This window comes from Mesorhizobium ciceri WSM4083 (assembly GCF_000519305.1).
GTDB classification, from domain to species: domain Bacteria; phylum Pseudomonadota; class Alphaproteobacteria; order Rhizobiales; family Rhizobiaceae; genus Mesorhizobium; species Mesorhizobium ciceri_B.
In genome coordinates this window covers 596,928-615,993 of record NZ_JAFG01000003.1, presented here as the reverse complement: position 1 = coordinate 615,993, position 19,066 = coordinate 596,928, and the positions used below count along the sequence as shown (strand labels likewise).

Here is a 19,066-nt window from a genome sequence, read left to right as displayed (position 1 = left end):
TGGCGCTGGGATGAGGTGTCCTGTCGGAGCCGATATGTGCCGGCAATGCAACAGTGTAGAATCGTTTGGGCACGATGGCGCGGAAACGACGTAAGGACCAGTGACACAATTGACACGGGGCAGGGAATTGGTTCTGCTGGCGCCGTACCAATTTGGAGGGCATTTTACAGTGAAGAAATACGAGAAACCAACCTTGCAGAAGCGCGACAGGCTTTCGGGCGTCACGGCCCAGACTACCCCATCGACACCTCCGCCGACGGCAACCTGAGCGATTGGCGTCTGACGCATTCGCCCGACAAGGGCAATCAATATCGGCAATCGATAGGGCGCGACTGGTCGCGCCCTATCGCATATTGGCCATGGGCGCCTGCCTCTGTCCCAGATGCCGGACCTTGCGGCCGATGATCATCAGCCGGCGCGCGGTGTTGTTGCGCAGGCGCCTTACGCGCCATTCCAGCCCGGTGTCGGCGGTAATCGACTTGGCATAGTAGCTCACCCGCATGCCGTCCTCATCGGCAGCCACCTTGACCGGATCGTCATAGAAGGCGTTGATCTTTTCAGCCGCCATGCCTGGTGTTTCGAGCCAGCGTGGAATGTGAACCGAGTGGAGCTGGTCGACATCGGTCATCACGCGCCCGATGCCGACGCCCGGCGTTGGACACGTCGTGCAGAAAGCATCGCCGATGAAGATGACCCCGTCGCGGCGATGGCCTTGCGTGGTGCTCAGACTGATCTGCCTGACCTCGACAGGGGCCGCGACTTCGAAGTTGCCGCATCGCGCTGCTATTTCGGGCATCAGTTCGCAGAGCATCTTTTGCGGCTCCTGGCGAAACGCCCGCGTCCACGCTTCGGCCACATTGCGATAGAGGAACATGTTCGCCCGCACCTTGTCGCCGAGCGGAAAGATGCTGATGTAGGCGATACGGTCGGCAGCCCGCCTGCTGTAGCAGGTGACGGACTGATGACCGAAATCGCTGGGCGAGATGGCGAGGTCGAATCCCATCGACAGTGAATGCGCCTTCGATTGCTCGACACGCTCGACCCCGACGGCGCGCCGCACCGCTTCGCCGTGGCCGGTTGCCACCACCAGCAGGCGGGCATCGATGACGGTGCCGTCGGCCAGCACAAGCCGCTGCCGGTCCGGTCCAGTCGAGACCCCGGTTACCTTGCCGACCGTCAGCGGCACTTGCGCAGGCAAGGCATCGCGCAGGCCATTGATCAGTGCGCCATAGGAGAATGTGAATTCGGCCTTCTTCTCATGCGCGAAAAACTGGCCGAGGCGAAAGACATGCGTGTCGGTCGTCGAGGTGACGAGACGCTTGAGTGTCGCATCGAGGCCGAGCTTTTCGAACAGCAGCATCTGATCCATGCCGATCTTCTCGGCCCGGAATTCCTCGTGGTGGACGCGATGCGGATCAATCAGCGCCACCTTGCGCCCGGCTTGTCCCAACAGCATTGCCAAGGTGGTGCCGGCCATTCCGGCGCCGACGATCGCCACATCGACTTCGGCCGGGCCGGCCTCTGAGATACTCATTTTGCTGCCCTTTCTGGTGGCAACTGCACGTTTCACAATCTCCGGTAGAAAATATCTTCCGGAGCTAAATCAACCGCAAGCAACCGGGGCGCGTGCGTGGTAGTAACCAATGTTTAGGTTAATCGCGGGTCCGCTGCTTCCAGCGCGGTGCGATCGCCGAGCCATCGATGAACTCAAAGCCGCCAGCCTCGTTGAGCGTGTGAAGTTTACGCCCACTCCATAGCGCACCTGGATTTAAGATGGTTTCAACGACCTGCTCCATGCCGATCAAATCAAGGTGAGAAATGCGTGCGATGCCAAGCGCCGCGCCATAGCTCCTGCGGCAGTCCTGGACCGGGCGCAGCAGGTCGTTGCCGCGCCTGACCATGCGGCCGGCCGGCCGCGCCGAAGCGATGTCGATCAGCACGGGATTTTTGGGGTGCGGTGTCCAGGGGCCGCGAAAATCCGGCGCCGACCACAGATGCAGCGCGTCGGAGAAGGCGCCGCCGCCGTCGCGGACGGTGGCGAACAGCCACCAGGCGCCGCCATGCTCGACAAGCGTGGCGTCGCTGACGACGACACCGGACAGAAGCGTCGCTTCCTTGACCCATCCACCGGGGAAGGCGGTAGCGCGGTAGAGATCGACGGTGCCGTTGGCGCAGCTTTCCGGCACCATCCAGACCTCGCCGTCGCGCTCGAAGACGAAGGGGTAGGAGAGATGGTAGGGCAGCTCCAGCACCGGTTCAGGCCTTCCGAGCGGGCCTGCCGGGCCGAAGGGAACGGCGGATATGATGGCTTTGCCGAGCCGATGGATATAGTCCTCCACGAACAGGGTCAGTTGGCCTTGGTAGAGGATGGGGAACGGATCGGCGTAGAAGCGGCTGCCGTCGTCCGGCAGCTCTTGCCAACCCGACGCCGGATGCGCACGCAGGTTGAACAGATCGTGGCCCCCGGTTTGCCGCCAGCCGACTTTCCAGTGCGGCGCGTTGTAGCAAAGGTGATAGATCTTCTGAACGATCCGCCGCGCCAGCGCCTTGCCGGCTCTGATTCCAAGCTTGCCGGCCGAGGGCATTGGCGGGCTGCCTGCCTGCGCCGGCTCGGGCAGATCAGGCACCGATCTTGCAGCGCCTGACATGGCAGCTATGATCAGGCTTGCCGTGCGCGCCAGCATATCCTGGAAGGATGCCAGCGCGATGCCGCCATATTCGGTGCCCAGGCGCCCGGCGGCAATCGCAACGCCGTTCTCCTCGATGCGGGCAAGCGGTGTGCGGCCGGCGAGGATCAAGGCCAGCAAGGCCGCTTCGCCGCTGGTACCATTATAGGTGACGCGCCAGGTCCGCGTACCTTCCAGCCTGACATCGCCGCAGAGGTCGACGACCAGGTCAGGTGCAGCGGGGGACTGTGTCTTGTAGGGCGCGAGCGTCGAAAGCGGCACACGCTTCGCCAGCCCATCATGGGACAGTCCGTGGATCGTCGTTTCGAGTTGAAACAGGGCTGCGGCGCTGCGCGGAATGCCGCCGACCGCCGGCCTGACATCGACGGACAGTTCGACGTCGTCGAGCGCGGCGAGGCGCTCCAGCAGCGTGACGTGAAAGGCGCGGACGCAGTCGCCGTCCAGGCGCAGGCTTATCTGCATGGTGGAGGTCCGAAAAGGCGGTGCCCGGCCTTGTCGGTCCGGTCAAATTGTAGCCCCATCCGCATACATCTCCGCTCGCTGCGCACTAAGCACCTCGGTATGTATATTTTTAAGCAAACCGCGTGCCAAAATTCACATGACTTCTCAACATAATTAACAATCTTTTAACAGTTGGAGGAATAGCTAGGTTAGCGCCGCAAACTGATCTTGCCGGCATATGGAGTATTGTCGGAGGCAGCCATGCAATCATCCCTGCCCATGGTTCCTCAGCAACACTCCCCGGATGCGGCACGCGCGGGATCATACGCAGCCTCGACTGTTGAACTGGGTGATCTGAAGCGCATCCTGGTGCGCCGCCGGTTCTGGATCTTCGGTACCGTCGCACTGCTGACCCTGGCCGCCCTGCTCTACGGCCTTTTCACGCCCGCGCTCTACAGCTCGGCGGCGGAAATCCTCATCGACCCGCAGGACCTGCAGGTGGTCACCAACGATGTCAATCCCAGCCGTATCTCACCCGATGGCGGCATCACGCAGGTCGAGAGCCAGGTCAGCGTGGTCCAGTCGACAGGCGTGCTGATGCGGGCGATCGCGGCGACAAACCTGACGCAGGATCCGGAATTCAACGGGCAGGGCTTGCTGTCGCGCCTGCTCGGTTCGGCCTCAGCCGAAGGCGACAGGTCGGTGCAGACACTCGACGCGCTGCGCCGTCGCCTGGCGGTGAAGCGGGCCGACAAGGTCCTGGTCCTCGACGTCATCGTCACCGCCAAGAGCGCCGACAAAGCCGCCCTCCTGGCCAACGCCATTGCGCAGGCCTACCTGGTCGATCAGGCGAGCGCGCGCGCGAAAATGGCCAGGGACGCCTCCGAGTCGATCACCGCCCGGCTGGACGAGCAGCGCAAACGCGTCCAGCAGGCCGAGAATGCCGTCGAGGCCTACAAGTCCGCCAACAACATGGTGATGGCGGCAGGCAACCTGGTCAGCGACCAGGAACTGACCGAGATCAACACGCAGCTTGCGGCGGCGCAGAGCCGCACCGCGGCGCTGAAGGCGCAAGTCGACCAGATGCGCCGCCAGAGCGGCACGGCGGACGCGACCTCGGAAGCGATGCGCTCGGCGGTGATCTCGAGTCTGCGGGCACAGGAGGCGACGCTGGTCGACCAGGTCTCGCAGCTCGGCACGGAGCTGGGGCCGCGTCATCCTTCGCTGATCGCAGCCCAGCAGCAGCTGCGCGACACGCGCCAGCTGATCGCGCGCGAACTCGGCCGCATCGCCACCGCCACCGAGACCGACTACGAACGGGCGCTGGCCAACCAGCAGGCGCTGGAAGCCAAGGTCGCCGGCATGAAGAGCAAGTCGCTCGACACCGACCAGGCCTCGGTGCGGCTGCGCGAATTGCAGCGCGATCTCGAGGCGCTGCGTTCCGTCTACTCGAACTATCTCCAGCGCGCCCAGGAGACGCGCGAGCAGATCAATGTCGACAGCACCAATGCGCGCATCATCTCCAACGCCATGCCCGCCTTGAAGAAGAGCTGGCCGCCTTTGCCGCTGCTGTTGCTGGGCGCGATATTCGGCGGCCTCGGGCTCGGCACCGGTCTGGCGCTGATCGCCGAATATTCCTCGCCGACGGTGCTTTCCAGCGCCCAGATGCAGTCGGCCATCGACGCGCCGGTGCTGGGCGTGGTGCCGGCAAAGTCAGACACTGGCCGGCGCTGGTGGCCTTTCGGCGGGGCCCGCGCCGCCGCCTCCAGCCAGAAGACCGACGCCGTCGTCGGCCTTGCGCTGAGGCGCATGTTCAGTTCGGGCCAGCGTCCGGCGGACTGGCCGCTGGTGCCTTCCATTCTGGTGACATCGTCGCCGGGCGAAGGCGCGCAGCGCAGCCGGGTGGCGCGGCTGCTGGCCAATGCCGCGGCGTCCAGGGGCAGCCGTGTGCTGTTCATCGATGCCAATGCCGGCGGCGGTGACCAGAAAGATCCGCAGCCGGGAATTCTCGATGTGCTGCGCGGCGAGTACGCCTTCGAGGCCGTCAGCCATTACGCCGCCGGCAGCAACGTTGCCGTGCTGGGCAGAGGCCGCTCAAAGGCGGTCTTCCAGGAAGCGCATGGCATCTATTTCGCGCAGCAGATGCTGGCCCGGGCCAGCCGGAGCTTCGAGCTCGTCGTCATCGACGGTGGCGCGCTGGCCGACAATCTCAATGCCTCGCCGCTGGTCGCCATGGCCGACGAGATCGTGCTCGTCGCCACGCTGAACGCCACCCCGATGCGCGACGTCACGACGACTTCGCAGGCGGTCTCCGTCATGGGGCGCCTGCCGACAGCCGCCTTGCTGGTCGACGAGGCCGCCTGACATGGCTGCCAGTTGGAGCGCAAGCGCTTCGAACCATGGTGCGGCCGCACCCCGCGCCGGCACGCCCATCTCCGGCACATCGGTCGATGCGCTGACGCGCTTCGGACTGATCGCGGCGGTAGCGGTGCTGTTCAGCATCTCGGGCGGCATGCTGTGGCTGGTCGGCTACAATTATGATGGCCTGTTCGGCAACCCGGCGACAAAGATCCACCCGTCCACCTATCTCATCGTCCTCCTGTTTGCCTGGCGCTCCTGCGCATCAGGCAATCCGGTGGGCCATATCGTCCATCTGGCCGACCGGCGGCCGGCCAGCGCGCTGATGGCCGCCATATCGATCGTGCTTCTGTTCGTCGTCATCGCCAGGCAGCGGCCCGGCATGGCCGGCATGATCGATACGTTCGTGGCCGCGGCACTTCTGGTGCTGATGCTCAGCGAGGACGATGAACGGACATTCGCCGGGCTGCAGACCGTCGTTCACGTGGTCATGACGGCGAATGCGCTGCTTGCCCTTTTCGAGTTCGCCACCAAGACGCTTATCTTCCCCTATCGCCTCGACGGCGTGGCGTTTACCACCGATCTGCGCTCGAGCGCGCTGCAGGGGCATCCGCTTGCCAATGCCATGGTGACAGCGATCTACGTGCTTGCGCTGCTCTCCGGTGCCAGATCCCTGTCGATGCCTGTGCGGATAGGGTTGATCGGCCTGCAATCCGCGGCACTCGTCGCCTTCGGCGGCCGCACCGCGATGGTGACGACGGTGGTGCTCGGCGGCTGCTACCTGCTTTTTCAGGGCATCACCAAATTGCGCCAGGGCCGCGTCAATCTCCTGGGTGCGGCACTCGGCTTCATGCTTGCCGCGCTGCTGCCGGTCGTCATCGTCGTGGCAGCATACTATGGCTTCTTCGACGCGCTGCTGGAGCGCTTCGTGTCGGACAGCGGCAGCGCCAATGCCCGCGTCGAGATGTTCGAACTCTTCAAGCACCTGGAATTGCGCGATCTGATCGTGGGGCCGGATGTCGACCTGATCGACAGCCTGCGCCGTATCAACGGTCTCGAACAGGGCATCGAGAACCCGATCATCCGCACGGTCCTCTACCAGGGCGCCTTCTTCACCCTTTTGCTGACGTTCGGCTTCGTGCTGTTCCTGTTCGAGGTGGCGCGCCGCTGCCATCCCGGCATCTGGCTGCCGATGCTGGGCTGGGTCATCCTGATCAACACCTCGGAAAGCGTGGCGTCGAAGACGACGCTGCTGACCAAGTTCGTGGTGCTGGCATTGGTGCTCTACCGGCCGGCGCGGGCAGCGTTCAGGCCGGTCAGTCCGCCGGCGTGGTCAGGCCAAGCGCCGCGATGATATCGGGGTCCAGCGCCCGGGTGATGTCGTCCATCATGCCCATGCCATCGAAGAGATCCCACAGTGCCCAGCCGAAGCCGAGCTCCTCGGCGCTCCGCCTGACATCGGCGATGTAGCGCCCGCGATCCGGGTTGGGTGCGGCGACATAGCGGGCGTCGGTGCGCAGCGCGCCGAACTCGCCCATGATGATGCGTTCCGGCGCAAGGCTATGGCCGTCGGCCCAGTCGCGAACCTGGCGAAGATATTTGTCGACGAACCAGCGGTCGGGCTGGGCGTCGAAATAGACTTTCAGCACACGCTCGGTCTCGGCATAGGCGGCTTTCTTGGCATCTTCAGAGGTTTCGGTGTCCTGCGCCATACGCGCCCTGACCGAGGCCAGCGTCTGTTCCAGCGAGCCGGCGGATGCCGGCCACGGCACATTGTTGAGCGACCGGTAGACGGGCTCTCGCATCCAGGGCGCGCCCTGATGGCTGAACAGATAGGGCTCATAGAAGTGAAAGGTGAACAGGATCGGGTCGAAGGGCGACAGCGGTGCCGGATCGAGCGCGGTCAGTCCGCTCACCATCGAGCCGCAGCCTCCGGTGACGACCAGCGGCAGGGTCGCTGCCGATGCCCTTGCCGCGGTCAGAAGCGCGAGCTGAATTTGCAACCAGACGTTCGATGCGCAGGCCTGCGCCGGTTCGTTGACCGGCTCGAGCGCCACCCAGCCGGGCTGGAACCGCGCCAGCCTGCCGGCAAGCTCGCCGACCAGCCCGCGATAGAGATCGAAGGCGGGTGCCGCGGTGCTGGAGACCATGCGGTCGGGGTTCCAGTAATGGGTGGCGGCATTGGCCTGGATGTTGACGATGATGCCGAGACCGGCGTCGAGCGTGGCGGCGACGGCAGCGTCCAGCGTGTCCAGCAGCCGACTGCGCGTCTTGGCGTCGGCGGCCAGGAAAGGGCCGGGATCGACGGGCAGACGGATGAAATCGAGCCCGGTCCCGCGCAGCCGACGCAGGTCGTCCGGTGTCGGCACCGGCCGTTGCGACTGGAACGGCGGCCAGCCATAGTCGGTGCGGGGGGCGGGAAATTCGCGCGTCAGCGAGAACCAGGGCCAGGCGTTGACACCGCGCCGAAGCCGTGGCCCGGCGGCGGCGCGAGCGATTGGCGCGACCGGGAGCGAGCCGAGAGCGGCTGCAGTGGAAAGCGCCGTCCGCAGCACCCGCCGGCGCGACCAGCCTGTCATACGGTTCCTGGCGATGCGTGGTCCATCGCGGCGGTCTTGGCGGTGGTCACGCCGAGCAAATAATAGGCCTCATTTTCATAGGCGAGCAGGACATCGTCCCAGCGAAAGGCTTCGTGAGCGCGCGCCCTGGCGGCAACGCCGCAGGCCTTGACCAAAGCATCATCGTCCAGCGCCTGCTGCATCCGCTCGGCGCAACTGTCCTTGTCGGTGAAGTAGATCGCCGCCGCCCCCGCGGTCCACCTGTTGTAGGGATTGTCGTGTGCGATCACCATGTTGCCGGCCGCCAGCGCCTCGACCAGCGACGGGTTGGTGCCGCCGACCGTGTGGCCGTGCAGATAGGCGCGGGCGTGGAAGCGCAGTGCCTTCACCGTTGCCTGGTCGTAAATGGCGCCCGGCAGGACCACCGAGCCGTTCGCCGCCTTGCGGATGGCGGCATGGTAGGGGATGTCGTCGGACAGCGTTCCCAGCACCACCAGCTTCATGTCGCGCTTGGCGGAGCAAAAAGCTTCGACGATCGGCAGGATGTTGTTGTCGGGTTCGATGCGCGCGATCGAGATGAGATAGCGCCCGGGCTCGAGGCCGAGCGCCCGCACCGGCGCCTCGGGCGCCGATGCCACCGGATCGGCGCCATAGGCGATGGTGGCGATGGCGCTGCGCGGCCGGCGCGTCGCCAGGTGATCGGCGATGGCGGGATGATCGGCGACCAGCCGATGCGAGGCCCAGGCGCCGATCCATTCGTTGAGCCAGAACCAGGTTCGCGCCGCCATCCCCCATTTGGGGCGACGCCACTCGATGCCGTCCATGTTGGTGAAGATCTTGCGCCGCTTCAGCCTGAGCCAGGTCAGGAAGACCGCGCCATTGTAGCCGAGCACCAGGCAAACGCCCGGTCGCCTGGCGGCGTCGCGGGCGCATTGCCAGTCGAATTCCAGCGTCGCGCGCGGCCCCTTGGAGGCGACCTGGATGTGAATGAGCTCGATGCCGCGCCAGGTTTCGCTGCGCACCCGCTGGTCGATCCGCTCGACCTCATCCTGGCAATAGACGCCGACCTTCCAACCGCGCCCGACAAGAAACAGCGCCAGTTTTTCGGCAAAGGTTTCAAAGCCGCCATGGGCCGCGGGTATGCCGCGGGTCCCCAGGATCAGAATGGCGGGCGTTTCTGGTTTCATGGCGGGCGGCACTTTCACATGTCTCTATATATTAGATATGGCTTAATTTATAGAAGGAGATGGCAACTTCCGTGCCATCTCGCGATTTCGGTATCCTGGGAGGGGATCATCGCGCTGGGTTGTAAAAAAACGGTGTTGAACCCGGTGGTTGTTTCATTCTCGGTCAACCCTTCTGTGCGTAGCTGTATCGAAACGAAGCAATGCCAGGGGCGTACGGCCGGGAGTCGGGCGTATCGAACCGATAGTCGGACATATCAACCGATAGTCGGACGTATCGAACCAGGCATGATTCTTGCGGACGGGCTTCTGCCACAATCGCCCAGCGCGATGGTGGTAGCACCCGGCGGGATATAAAGATGCGGATTGCCTGCGTTCATCAGGGTTATGAACTCTATGGTTCTGACCGCAGCTTCGCGGAGAGCGTTGCCGCGCTGCGCGCCGCGTTTCCGTCGGCCGACATCGAAGTGGTCTTGCCGCGCAGCGGGCCGATCGTGCAGATTCTGGAAGCGCATGCCAGCCGGATCGTCTTCGAACCGCTCTGGGTGCTGAGGCGCCAGGCCATTGCGCGTCTTGCGACAGTCGAGATGGCGCGACTGCCGGTTGCCGTGTTCAGGGCGTGGCGGCGCCTCAAATCTTGCGATCTCGTCTATGTCAACACCTCGATCGTGGCCGACTATGCGCTGGCCGCGCGCTTCCTGCCTCACAAGGCCGTCCTGCACATCCACGAAATCCCCGAAGGCGCCATGCGCAGGGTACTTGTCGGCCTGATGCGCTGGAGCCATGCGGATCTGATCTTCAATTCACGCGCGACACGCGCCGCGTTTGGCGATCCCAAGGCGGCGCGCGCGTATGTCGTCTACAACGGCGTTGCCGGGCCGGCGGCGGTCGAACCAATGACGTATGACGGCAAGCGCCCATTGCGGGTGCTGCTGCTCGGCCGTATCAACCGAATCAAGGGGCAGGAGGTCCTGCTGGAGGCGATCGCCTCGATGCCGGCAGCACTCCAGGCGAGGGTCGAGGTGCGGCTGGTCGGCGGCGCCTTCGAAAGCACCGAGCGCGAGCGTGCGCTTGCCGAACTGGTCGAAACCATGGGGCTTACCGGGCGCGTCGGAGTCCTGCCTTTCATTCCCGACCCCTCGGAGCATTATCGCTGGGCCGACATCGTCACCGTGCCGTCGCGGCGTCCGGAATCGCTTGGCCGCGTCGCCATCGAGGCGATGGCCTATGGCCGGCCGCCGCTTGTGTCGGCGATCGGCGGGCTGGTGGAAGTGGTCAGCGACGGGGAGACCGGCTGGCATGTTCCCCCCGGCGACGCAGCAGCTCTTGGCGCGAAATTGCAGGAGATCATCCTTGCCCCTGAGGCCTGGCGCGGGTTTGTCGCTGCCGGGCGCGCGCGCTACGAGGCGATCTTCAGCGAGCCGGTCGCGGCCGCGGCGATCACCGCGATCGCCGCCGACAAGCTGAGGACGGCCATCGCGCGGCCGGGCAGGGCAGCTGCTGCCCGCGAAGCGGAGACACGGCCGTGAAGTTAGCGTTTCCGAGCCATCTGGTTCGACGCCTCGTGCTGATGATCGGCGGCGAGGCGATGCAGAGCGGCTTTCATTTTGCCCTCAACATCATGCTGTTGCACATGCTGTCGGCGCAGGGCTACGGTCTCTTCGCCATCGGCATGGTGATGGGCGGTGTCGGCCTGTCCTATATCAGGTCGCTCACCGCCGTTCCCGCCAGCATCTGGATGAGCAAGAGCACCAACAGCGCCGGCGTTGATACCTATGACGTGGCGTTCGGAACGGCGGCATTGATCGTGGCGTTGCTGATGGCCGTCGGCACGGCTGTTCTGATGCATGTCCTTGGCGATCCAAGCGGAATTGCCGCCGGCTGCTTCGTCGGTGCCTGGTCGTTGCGCAGCCATATGCGCACGGCTTTCTTCGCACGGCGCCAGCAGGTTGTCGTCTCAATCAGCGATGGCGCTTTTACAGTCGCCGGCTGTGTCCTGACCGGGCTGTCGATCTGGCTGGTCCAAGACCCGCTGCAGACCGTGTTCTATGCACTCGCCGCGGCAAATGTGTTCGGCATTTTCGTCCTGGTCCGGCTGGCCCGGCGCTCGCTTCGCATCAGCTTCCGCATGCCGACGCGGCGACGCTATGTCAGACTCTGGCCACAGCTGCGCTGGTCGGCATTCAGCGCGACCACCACCAACATCCAGGGTCAATGTCTGGCGCTGCTGGTCGCCGGGATTGCCGGGCCAGCCGCCTACGCACCGCTGGCGGCGGTCCTGGTGCTGTTTGCTCCGCTGCGCATCATCAGCCTTGCTTTCGTCAACATGACGCAGCCGGATCTTGCCAGGCTGATGCGGAACAATGAAACAGGCCGTGTCTGGACGCAGGCCAAGATCTGGGCGCTCATCATGGGGCTCGGCGGCCTTGCCTATGGATGTGCGATCATGTTCGTCCTGCCGATGATAAAATCCCAGGCCCTGCAGGACGCTTCGACCTGGTTCATCGGACTTTTCGTGATCGCGAATTTTGTCCCGATCATGCTCTATATCATGCCCCGCATCGTGCTTGAGATACTCGGCGATTTTCGGATCGTCGCGTTCATCACCACGGGTGGCGCGGTCGTCGGGCTGGCGCTGATCGCCGCCCTGCTGGCAATCGCGTCTCCGCCGTGGGCGTTGTTGGGTTCCGCCGTCTCCGAGATGTTCGTGCTCGTGGCATCATGGTATTTTGCGCATCACCGCATGTGGAATATCGAGCATCCCGATGAGGCGCGAGACAGCCGGTTGGGCGCGTGGCGGCGGACGCTGCCGTTCGCTACGGCAAAGCGATAGGAAAAAACATGGCAGTCCAGGCGGTGCAAATTGCTGCGGTGACCGGCTCGCCCGATGGCCAGTCCTCCCATCCGGCCACCGTCGTCGCCATCGATGCCTACACGGCGCGGCTCCACACCAGCCTGGAAGCGGCCAGGCCGCTCTGGCTGCGCCTCCAGGCGGACGGCGTGTGCACCGCCCACCAGAATTATGCCTGGGCCGAGGGGATCGTCGCGCGGCTGCTGCCGGAAGGTGCGGAACTGCTCATCGTGGAGGTAAACGACGCCGTGACGGGCGCGCCGCGAATGCTGGTGCCGCTGATACGGCGGCCGGCCTTCCGCCATCGGGTGATCGAATGGCTGAGTTGTGGCGTTTGCGACTATTCGGCACCGCTGCTGGCCGATGCCAGCCCGTGGACGACGCAGTCGGCGCAGGCCGCGTGGGCCGCGGTGCGTTCCGTGCTGCCGCCGGCGGACCGCATCCAGATCACGGGAATTCCGCAATCGATCAGCGGCGTCGCCAACCCGCTGGCCATGCTCGCGGCCACGCGCGATTCCCTGCATACCAGCTTCGGCCTCGCCATCGACGGCGACCCGGAAACCGTCCTCAAGCGCCTATGCCGGCCATCCTTCGTCAAGGCCTTCAACAAGGACTGGCGCCGCCTCGAACGGCTTGGCGACGTGGAACTGGTCGAAGCCAACACGCCGGCCCTGGTGGAGGTCATCTTCGGCGGCCTGGTCCGGATGCGGCTCAGCCGCTTTCGCGAACTGGGCCGCTTCGACCTGCTGACGCAGGCGACGGTTGTCGACTTCTATCGAAACGCCGCTCTCGAGGGCCTGTCGGATGGGTCGGTGCGGCTCTTCGGGTTGCGTGTTGGTGAAGCTCTGATCGCGGTGCAATACCTGCTGATCCATCAAGTCACCGTTCATGCTCTTCTGATCTCAATCGATCAGGGCGCGGTGCCCAATGTCTCGCCGGGACTTCTGATCATGGGCAAGTTGATGAGCTGGGCGCGCGGCCGCGGTTTCGATTATTTCGACCTGTCGGTAGGCAACCAGAGTTATAAGGAACATATGGGTGCCGTGGGTTCGGGCCTGCGCGAGCTTTGCCACGGGATTACGGTGCGAGGCAGCGTCGTGAGCGCAGCCATCGAGGTCCGCAACCGGACCGAGGTGTTCGTGCGCTCCAAACCTCGGCTGCTGAAGAGGCTCCAGGGACTGATGCGGGATTTGCGGCGCCTGCGTGGGGGATCAGAATGACGGGAGAAGCATGTGGCAAGCTACGCGACGCGAACGACGCCGACCACGGATTTGCCCGGTGGGCTGTTTTCCCCGACTGTCGTCAATGCTGATGCAACCGAGCACTTCACGGCTCGGCTGCACACCAGTTTCGACACCGTAAGGCTGCTATGGCTGCTTCTTGAGGCGCACGGCGTCTGCACTGCCCATCAGCACTATGCCTGGGTCGAAGGAATCGCCGCACGGCTGATGCCCAAAGACGCGGACCTGGTCTTGGTCGAGGTGAGTGACGCTGTGACCGGCGCGCCGGCCATGCTGCTGCCGCTGATGCGGCGCCGGGCCTTCGGCCACCACGTGATCGAATGGCTGAGCTGCCGCGTGTGCGACTACTCGGTGCCGCTGCTGGCGGATGGGAGAGCGTGGACAAGGCAGAGCGCCGATGCCATGTGGGCGGCAGTCCGTGCCGTGCTGCCACCGGCGGATCGCATCCATATCGCGGGAATCCCGCGGCAGATCCACGGCGTGGTCAATCCGCTGGCATTGCTTTCGGTGGCGCGCGACTCCATCCAGGTCACCTCCGGCCTCGTGCTGCATGGCGACCCGGAGACGCTCATCAAGCGGATCTGCAAGCCGTCCTTCGCCAAGGCCTTCCGCAAGCATTGCCGCGGCTTCGAACAGCTTGGCGGCCTCGCTCTGGTCGAGGCCGACACGCCTGATCTGACCGAGCAGCTCCTGGATGTGCTGCTGGAACTGCGGCTGAAGCGTTTTCGTGAGCTCGGGCGTTTCGACCTCCTGACGCAGGCCCCGGTCGTCGATTTCTACCGCGCCGCGGCGCTGCAAGGCCTGTACAATGGATCGGTGCGGCTCTTCGGGCTACGCGTCGGTGAAGCCTGGCTCGCCTCCATCTATGTGCTGGTCAGAAAAGGCACACTTCACGCCCTCCTGCTTGGCATCGACCAGAATGCGGTCGCCAATGTCTCACCCGGCCTGACGACGATGGGCAAGCTGATGATGTGGGGATGCGAGCGGGGCTTCGACTATTTCGACCTGTCGGTCGGCGGCCAGGGCTACAAGCAACATATCGGCGCCTCGAGCTCGGTTCTGGCCGAGATATGCGAACCGGTGACGATACGGGGCAGGGCCGCGAACGCAGCCATTTTGCTGCGCAGCCGGGTCGAAGGCATGACGCGGTCGCGTCCCCGGCTGCTCAAGGCCGTCCAGGGCTTGACGCGCCGCTTGCGGCGATTGAAGGATTGAGGACGAGCGTTTGCCGGTCGCCAACGACCTATGCAAAGAGGCACCAAGGCACGGCAAGGTTGTTGACAGGATTGGTTAGCTCTATATTTGAAAGCGCCGCTTGACGCTCAGAAATGAGTGTCCCCGGTGGATTTTTTGAATTTGGCGTTTGCGGCAGATCATCTCGATGAATGCAAGTCTAGGAGATGGGATTCGTTCCATCCTCATTATTCAAACGAAGTACATTGGAGATGTCACTCTGACATCTGCTTTGACTCGCAATCTGCGTCTTGCTTATCCACAAGCATCGATAACCATGCTTTGTGCGCCTGGTCTCAAGCAGTTCATTGTCGCGCAGGGGATCGCCGATGCTGCTGTTGGCTTTGAATCCCGTGGCAGAGGAAGGACTCTGCTCAAGCGTTTGACGGACTATCGTAGCGTCATCTCTGATCTGCGGCGTCGAAAATTCGATCTCAGCATCGACCTTACCGATTCAAAAACCTCGCGGATCATGCATCGTTTGATCGGGGCTCCACTTCGCGTCGGCTTCGATCCTTCCGAGCATCCGATGAAGTTCTGGGAAATCCAGCTTGCAAACGTGCTCGCCGCGACCTTCGGACAGGGCGGGCCCCATTATCTCTACAGGAACCTGTCTCCACTCCACGCGCTTGGGTTGGATTGTCAGGACCCGACGCCTCGGCTGCAGCCGACCAGGACTGCCCAGGAAGAGTGTGCCAGGATTCTTGCGGAAAATGCCTTGGCGAAGAAGTCATATGTGGCCGTGCATGCCGGCGCGAGGTTCGAAGGACGTTGCTGGCCGCCGCAACATTTTGCTGCGGTCATCGACGAGGTATACGCCAAAACCGGGCTGCGATCCCTGCTCGTTGGTGGGCCGGATGAAGGGCTTGCCGCGCAAGGAATCCTTGAAGTGGCAACGTCGCCGGTCGCAAGTGTCGTCGGAAAAGCCTCGCTTGAGGTGCTGACGGCATTGTTGGCCGAAGCGTCGATCTTTCTTGGCAATGAGAGCGGCCCGATGCACATCGCGGCCTCTGTCGGAACTCCAGCGGTGGGGCTGTACGGTCTGACGTCGCCAGAGCAATGGGGCCCGTTCGGTGTTCCCAACCGGACGCTCCAGCCGCCCATGCCTTGTCCATGCATCGCTCCAGGTTTGTGTAAGGAAAACAACTCCGGTGGGGTCTACTGCGTCCAGCGGCTTCAGGTTGCCGACGTCGCGGCGGCGACACTCGATCTCATCGGCACGGAAGTTCAAAAATCGGCTCATTCCGGCATATCAGCCGCTTAGCAGAGCGGCAGCGACAGCGACAGACGATAGTTTGGCGGTGCAGTCGTGCACGGTTCATCTTCGTGTGCTTCACGTCTTGATTCAGGCCAAGGCCCAAGCATGTTCAAAAGATTGGTAAATTGACCGGACTGCATCCTGCGCTGTCCGCGAAATTGACAGGACGGCGCGTCTCCGCCATCCTTGACCACAGTCGTCAGGCTGCCGACAGCGGCCGCGTTGCGTGTCAGGGCGACCGAGGGCAGTGTCATGTTCAGTCCCGTCACAGGTCAGAATTCCAAGCGCTCCGCGGTGCGCAAGGCGCTCGATCGTCACAAGGTCTACATCACCGCGCAGCGTTTTTCGGCGGGCACCTACCAGGCCCGGGTTCTGGTCGACGGCGAGGCCTATTGGGTCGACGAATTCCGGCTGAGCCAGTTGCAGCAAGGGCTGTCGCCGGCGGAGCTTGAGTTGACGCCGGCCGCTGACGATTGAGAGCGTGACTGGCTTGTTCCTGGCCGCCGTGCTTCGATCTTTGCGATGACCACTCCACCAAAGCTCAAAGCCTATCGCGCCAAACGCGAATTCGCCAAGACGCCGGAGCCGGCTGGCGGGCTCGTCAGCAGCGACGGCAACCGCTTCGTCGTGCACAAGCACCACGCCACCGCAGACCATTATGATCTGCGCCTGCAGGTCGGCGATGTCTTGAAAAGCTGGGCGGTGCCGCGCGGGCCTTCGCTCAATCCGACCGACAAAAGGCTGGCGGTCGAGACCGAGGATCATCCGCTCGAATATATCGACTTCGAGGGCGTCATTCCCGAGGGCGAGTATGGCGGCGGGCCGATGATCGTCTGGGATACCGGCAGTTGGGCGCCGATGGACGATGTCGAAAAGAGTTTGCGCACCGGCGCCTTCAAGTTCCGGCTGGCCGGCGACAAGCTCAATGGCGGCTGGATGCTGACCCGGCTGAAGCCGAAACTCGGCGAAGATGAGAACACGAAGAACTGGCTGCTGTTCAAGGAGCGCGACCTCGCCGCCGACACCGCGCTTGACATCCTCACGGCCCGGCCGGAAAGCGTCAAATCCGGATTGCGCATCGAGGAACTGGCGGCGCCGGCGAAGCCAGCCGCCAAACCCGCGCCCAGACAGGGATCGCTGAAGCCCGGCACGCTGCCGGGCGCATTCAAGGCCCCCATGCTTGCCCGTATCGAGCCGCAACTGGCGACGCAGGTGCCAAAACCACCGGATGGCGAGGACACAAGGGAAGTCTGGCTGCACGAGATCAAATTCGACGGCTACCGCACCATGGCGCATCTCACTGACGGCGCGGTCAAGCTGGTCACCCGTGGCGGCATCGACTGGACGAAGCGTTATGGCGACCTGCCGCATGCGTTCGCCAAACTGCCGTGCCGCGACGCCATCATCGATGGCGAGATCGTCGTGCTCGATGCCAAGGGCATCAGCCGCTTCGCGCTGCTGCAGGATGCGCTGGCCGAGGGCGCCGGCAGCAAGCTCCATTTTTACGCCTTCGATCTTCTCCACCTCGACGGCTGGGACCTGACCAAGGCGCCGCTGGTCCGGCGCAAGGCGCTGCTGGCGCAGATGCTGTCGGGCCTCGGCGCCAATTCCGCCATCCAGTTCTCCGACCATGTCGAGGGTTCGGGGCAGGGGCTCTACGACCAGGCGTCGGAACTTGGGCTGGAGGGTGTCGTCTCAAAGCGCGCCAAGGCCATCTATCAGAGCGGCCGAAGCAAAAGCTGGACCAAGACCAAGGCGCTGCAGTCGGGCGACTTCGTCATCGCCGGCTTCACCATCTCCGATGCGGCCGAAGGGTTGGCGGCGCTCGGCATGGCAGAGTTCGAGGGTGGTGAATTGCATTATCGCGGCAAGGTCGGCACCGGTTTCGATGCCGCCACCGCCGGTGAATTGCTCGCCAGGCTGGGGCCGTTGCGGGAAGGCGCCACCGCGCCCGAGGGCGTCCCGCGCGAAATCATGCGCGAGATGAACTGGGTGCGGCCGCTGCTGTCGGCGCGCATCCATTACGCCAACCGCACATCGGACAATGCGCTGCGCCACGGCGTCTTCCGCGGTTTGAGGGATGTCGGCCTGTCGACGCCGGTCTCGTCCAAACGCAAGCGGCTGATCGCCGAGGCCGACCTTGCCACCATCTGGGTGACCAACCCGACGCGGCGGCTGTTCGGCAAGACCGGCCCGACCAAGCTCGACATCGCGGTCTATTACGCGCTGGTCGGCGACTTCATGCTGCCGCACATCCTCGGCCGGCCGGTGTCGCTGGTGCGCTGCCCGACCGGCCTGCCGAAGGACTGCTTCTTCCAGCGCCACGCCTTCACCGGCATGCCGCCCTCGGTGGTGACATTCGAGGCGACAAATTCGGAGGGCGAGACCAAATCCTATCTCTCGGTCGAAGGCGCGAAAGGGTATCTGGCGCTGGCACAGTTCGGCGTCGTCGAGTTCCACACCTGGGGCACCCACCGCACCAGCCTCGACAGACCCGACCAGATAGTCCTCGACCTCGATCCGGGAGAAGGGATCACCTGGCGCGAGGTGGTCGAGGCCGCGGTGCACATCAAGGACGAATTGGGGCGCCTGGGGCTGGTGCCGTTCGCCAAGACCTCCGGCGGCAGCGGCATCCACATCACCGTGCCGGTGACGGGCAAGCAGAACTGGAAGAAGCTGCACCAGGCGACCAGCGCCATCGCCACGCATCTGGCGACAACGGCGCCGGACACATTCACCACCACCATGGGCAAGGACAACCGCAAGAAGCGCATCTTCATCGATTATCATCGCAATGCGCGCGGCCACACCTCCGCAGCCCCTTATTCCTTGCGCGCCCGCACCAATCTGCCGGCCTCGACCCCGGTGAGCTGGAGCGACCTTGAATCCATCGATGCGCCGCAGGATCTGAACTATTCCTCCCTGCCGGGGCTATTGGCGACGTCGGGCGATCCGTGGGCGGAGATCGACGAGTTCGCGCGGGATTTGCCGACCTTGAAGAACTAGGTTCCTCGCCCCCACGTTGCTGGGACGAGGAATCCAACGCCATCGACGCTTCCGACAATTTGAATTATTCTCCATCCACGACCTCAAAGACGTACCGGAAGATTTCGTCAGGGATTTGCCTGTATCGTCTGGGGTCGGTGTAGGATTTCCTCGGCGTCAATCGTCCTTCGGACGAAAAGCGCTGCAGAGAGCATGATCCCGAAAAGTGGAAACCGGTTTTCGGATAAGATCATGCTCAAGCTAAAATGT

13 protein-coding genes are annotated in these 19,066 nt (G+C 63.9%); 9 read left to right on the top strand and 4 right to left on the bottom strand.

The genetic code is table 11. From position 1 onward, the window contains the following. Positions 1-343: 343 nt before the first annotated feature. Positions 344-1,534 carry an FAD-dependent oxidoreductase gene (locus tag MESCI2_RS0103040; protein ID WP_027035262.1) on the bottom strand — a complete coding sequence of 397 codons (1,191 nt, stop codon included), beginning with the start codon at positions 1,532-1,534 and terminating at the stop codon, positions 344-346. 118 nt (positions 1,535-1,652) lie between these two features. Beyond that, positions 1,653-3,149, bottom strand: coding sequence for a glucosamine inositolphosphorylceramide transferase family protein (locus MESCI2_RS0103035; protein WP_027035261.1), 1,497 nt, complete (start codon positions 3,147-3,149; stop codon positions 1,653-1,655). A gap of 240 nt (positions 3,150-3,389) precedes the next feature. On the opposite strand from MESCI2_RS0103035, the gene MESCI2_RS0103030 reads away from it, so the two are divergent. Continuing rightward, the gene (locus MESCI2_RS0103030) at positions 3,390-5,492 is read left to right on the top strand and encodes a GumC family protein (RefSeq protein ID WP_027035260.1); all 2,103 of its coding nucleotides are present in this window, start codon (positions 3,390-3,392) and stop codon (positions 5,490-5,492) included. A 1-nt stretch (position 5,493) separates the two neighbouring features. Next, positions 5,494-6,840, top strand: coding sequence for a VpsF family polysaccharide biosynthesis protein (locus MESCI2_RS0103025; protein WP_027035259.1), 1,347 nt, complete (start codon positions 5,494-5,496; stop codon positions 6,838-6,840). Here the strand turns inward: MESCI2_RS0103025 and MESCI2_RS0103020 are convergent. After that, positions 6,803-8,065 (bottom strand): glycoside hydrolase family 5 protein, encoded by a 1,263-nt coding sequence (locus MESCI2_RS0103020; RefSeq protein ID WP_027035258.1) that lies wholly within the window; start codon positions 8,063-8,065, stop codon positions 6,803-6,805. The genes MESCI2_RS0103025 and MESCI2_RS0103020 overlap by 38 nt on opposite strands. Continuing rightward, positions 8,062-9,231, bottom strand: coding sequence for a DUF1972 domain-containing protein (locus MESCI2_RS0103015; RefSeq protein WP_027035257.1), 1,170 nt, complete (start codon positions 9,229-9,231; stop codon positions 8,062-8,064). The genes MESCI2_RS0103020 and MESCI2_RS0103015 overlap by 4 nt, the downstream gene beginning before the upstream one ends. Positions 9,232-9,587: 356 nt before the next feature. Between MESCI2_RS0103015 and MESCI2_RS0103010 the strand changes: the two genes are divergently transcribed. From MESCI2_RS0103010 to ligD, 7 genes are all read left to right on the top strand, one after another. Further along, a complete protein-coding gene (locus MESCI2_RS0103010; RefSeq protein WP_027035256.1) occupies positions 9,588-10,757 on the top strand; it encodes a glycosyltransferase in 1,170 nt (389 codons plus the stop codon). Beyond that, positions 10,754-12,061 carry a hypothetical protein gene (locus tag MESCI2_RS0103005; RefSeq protein ID WP_027035255.1) on the top strand — a complete coding sequence of 436 codons (1,308 nt, stop codon included), beginning with the start codon at positions 10,754-10,756 and terminating at the stop codon, positions 12,059-12,061. Before MESCI2_RS0103010 ends, MESCI2_RS0103005 begins: the two co-directional genes overlap by 4 nt. A gap of 8 nt (positions 12,062-12,069) precedes the next feature. Beyond that, positions 12,070-13,299 carry a GNAT family N-acetyltransferase gene (locus MESCI2_RS0103000; RefSeq protein ID WP_027035254.1) on the top strand — a complete coding sequence of 410 codons (1,230 nt, stop codon included), beginning with the start codon at positions 12,070-12,072 and terminating at the stop codon, positions 13,297-13,299. Positions 13,300-13,311: 12 nt separating this feature from the next. Further along, the gene (locus tag MESCI2_RS0102995) at positions 13,312-14,535 is read left to right on the top strand and encodes a GNAT family N-acetyltransferase (RefSeq protein WP_027035253.1); all 1,224 of its coding nucleotides are present in this window, start codon (positions 13,312-13,314) and stop codon (positions 14,533-14,535) included. Between the two features lie 148 nt (positions 14,536-14,683). Then, positions 14,684-15,817 (top strand): glycosyltransferase family 9 protein, encoded by a 1,134-nt coding sequence (locus MESCI2_RS0102990; RefSeq protein WP_346557994.1) that lies wholly within the window; start codon positions 14,684-14,686, stop codon positions 15,815-15,817. A 246-nt stretch (positions 15,818-16,063) separates the two neighbouring features. Further along, a complete protein-coding gene (locus MESCI2_RS0102985) occupies positions 16,064-16,288 on the top strand; it encodes a hypothetical protein (protein WP_024501734.1) in 225 nt (74 codons plus the stop codon). Positions 16,289-16,333: 45 nt separating this feature from the next. Beyond that, on the top strand, positions 16,334-18,817 hold the full coding sequence (gene ligD, locus MESCI2_RS0102980) for a DNA ligase D (protein ID WP_027035251.1): 2,484 nt from the start codon (positions 16,334-16,336) through the stop codon (positions 18,815-18,817). Positions 18,818-19,066 lie beyond the last annotated feature (249 nt).

What these genes read in the sequence shown, in the direction of transcription:
- MESCI2_RS0103040 (WP_027035262.1), bottom strand. Translation starts at nt 1,534, where the DNA reads ATGAGTATCTCAGAGGCCGGCCCGGCCGAAGTCGATGTGGCGATCGTC.
- MESCI2_RS0103035 (WP_027035261.1), bottom strand. Translation starts at nt 3,149, where the DNA reads ATGCAGATAAGCCTGCGCCTGGACGGCGACTGCGTCCGCGCCTTTCAC.
- MESCI2_RS0103030 (WP_027035260.1), top strand. Translation starts at nt 3,390, where the DNA reads ATGCAATCATCCCTGCCCATGGTTCCTCAGCAACACTCCCCGGATGCG.
- MESCI2_RS0103025 (WP_027035259.1), top strand. Translation starts at nt 5,494, where the DNA reads ATGGCTGCCAGTTGGAGCGCAAGCGCTTCGAACCATGGTGCGGCCGCA.
- MESCI2_RS0103020 (WP_027035258.1), bottom strand. Translation starts at nt 8,065, where the DNA reads ATGACAGGCTGGTCGCGCCGGCGGGTGCTGCGGACGGCGCTTTCCACT.
- MESCI2_RS0103015 (WP_027035257.1), bottom strand. Translation starts at nt 9,231, where the DNA reads ATGAAACCAGAAACGCCCGCCATTCTGATCCTGGGGACCCGCGGCATA.
- MESCI2_RS0103010 (WP_027035256.1), top strand. Translation starts at nt 9,588, where the DNA reads ATGCGGATTGCCTGCGTTCATCAGGGTTATGAACTCTATGGTTCTGAC.
- MESCI2_RS0103000 (WP_027035254.1), top strand. Translation starts at nt 12,070, where the DNA reads ATGGCAGTCCAGGCGGTGCAAATTGCTGCGGTGACCGGCTCGCCCGAT.
- MESCI2_RS0102985 (WP_024501734.1), top strand. Translation starts at nt 16,064, where the DNA reads ATGTTCAGTCCCGTCACAGGTCAGAATTCCAAGCGCTCCGCGGTGCGC.
- ligD (WP_027035251.1), top strand. Translation starts at nt 16,334, where the DNA reads ATGACCACTCCACCAAAGCTCAAAGCCTATCGCGCCAAACGCGAATTC.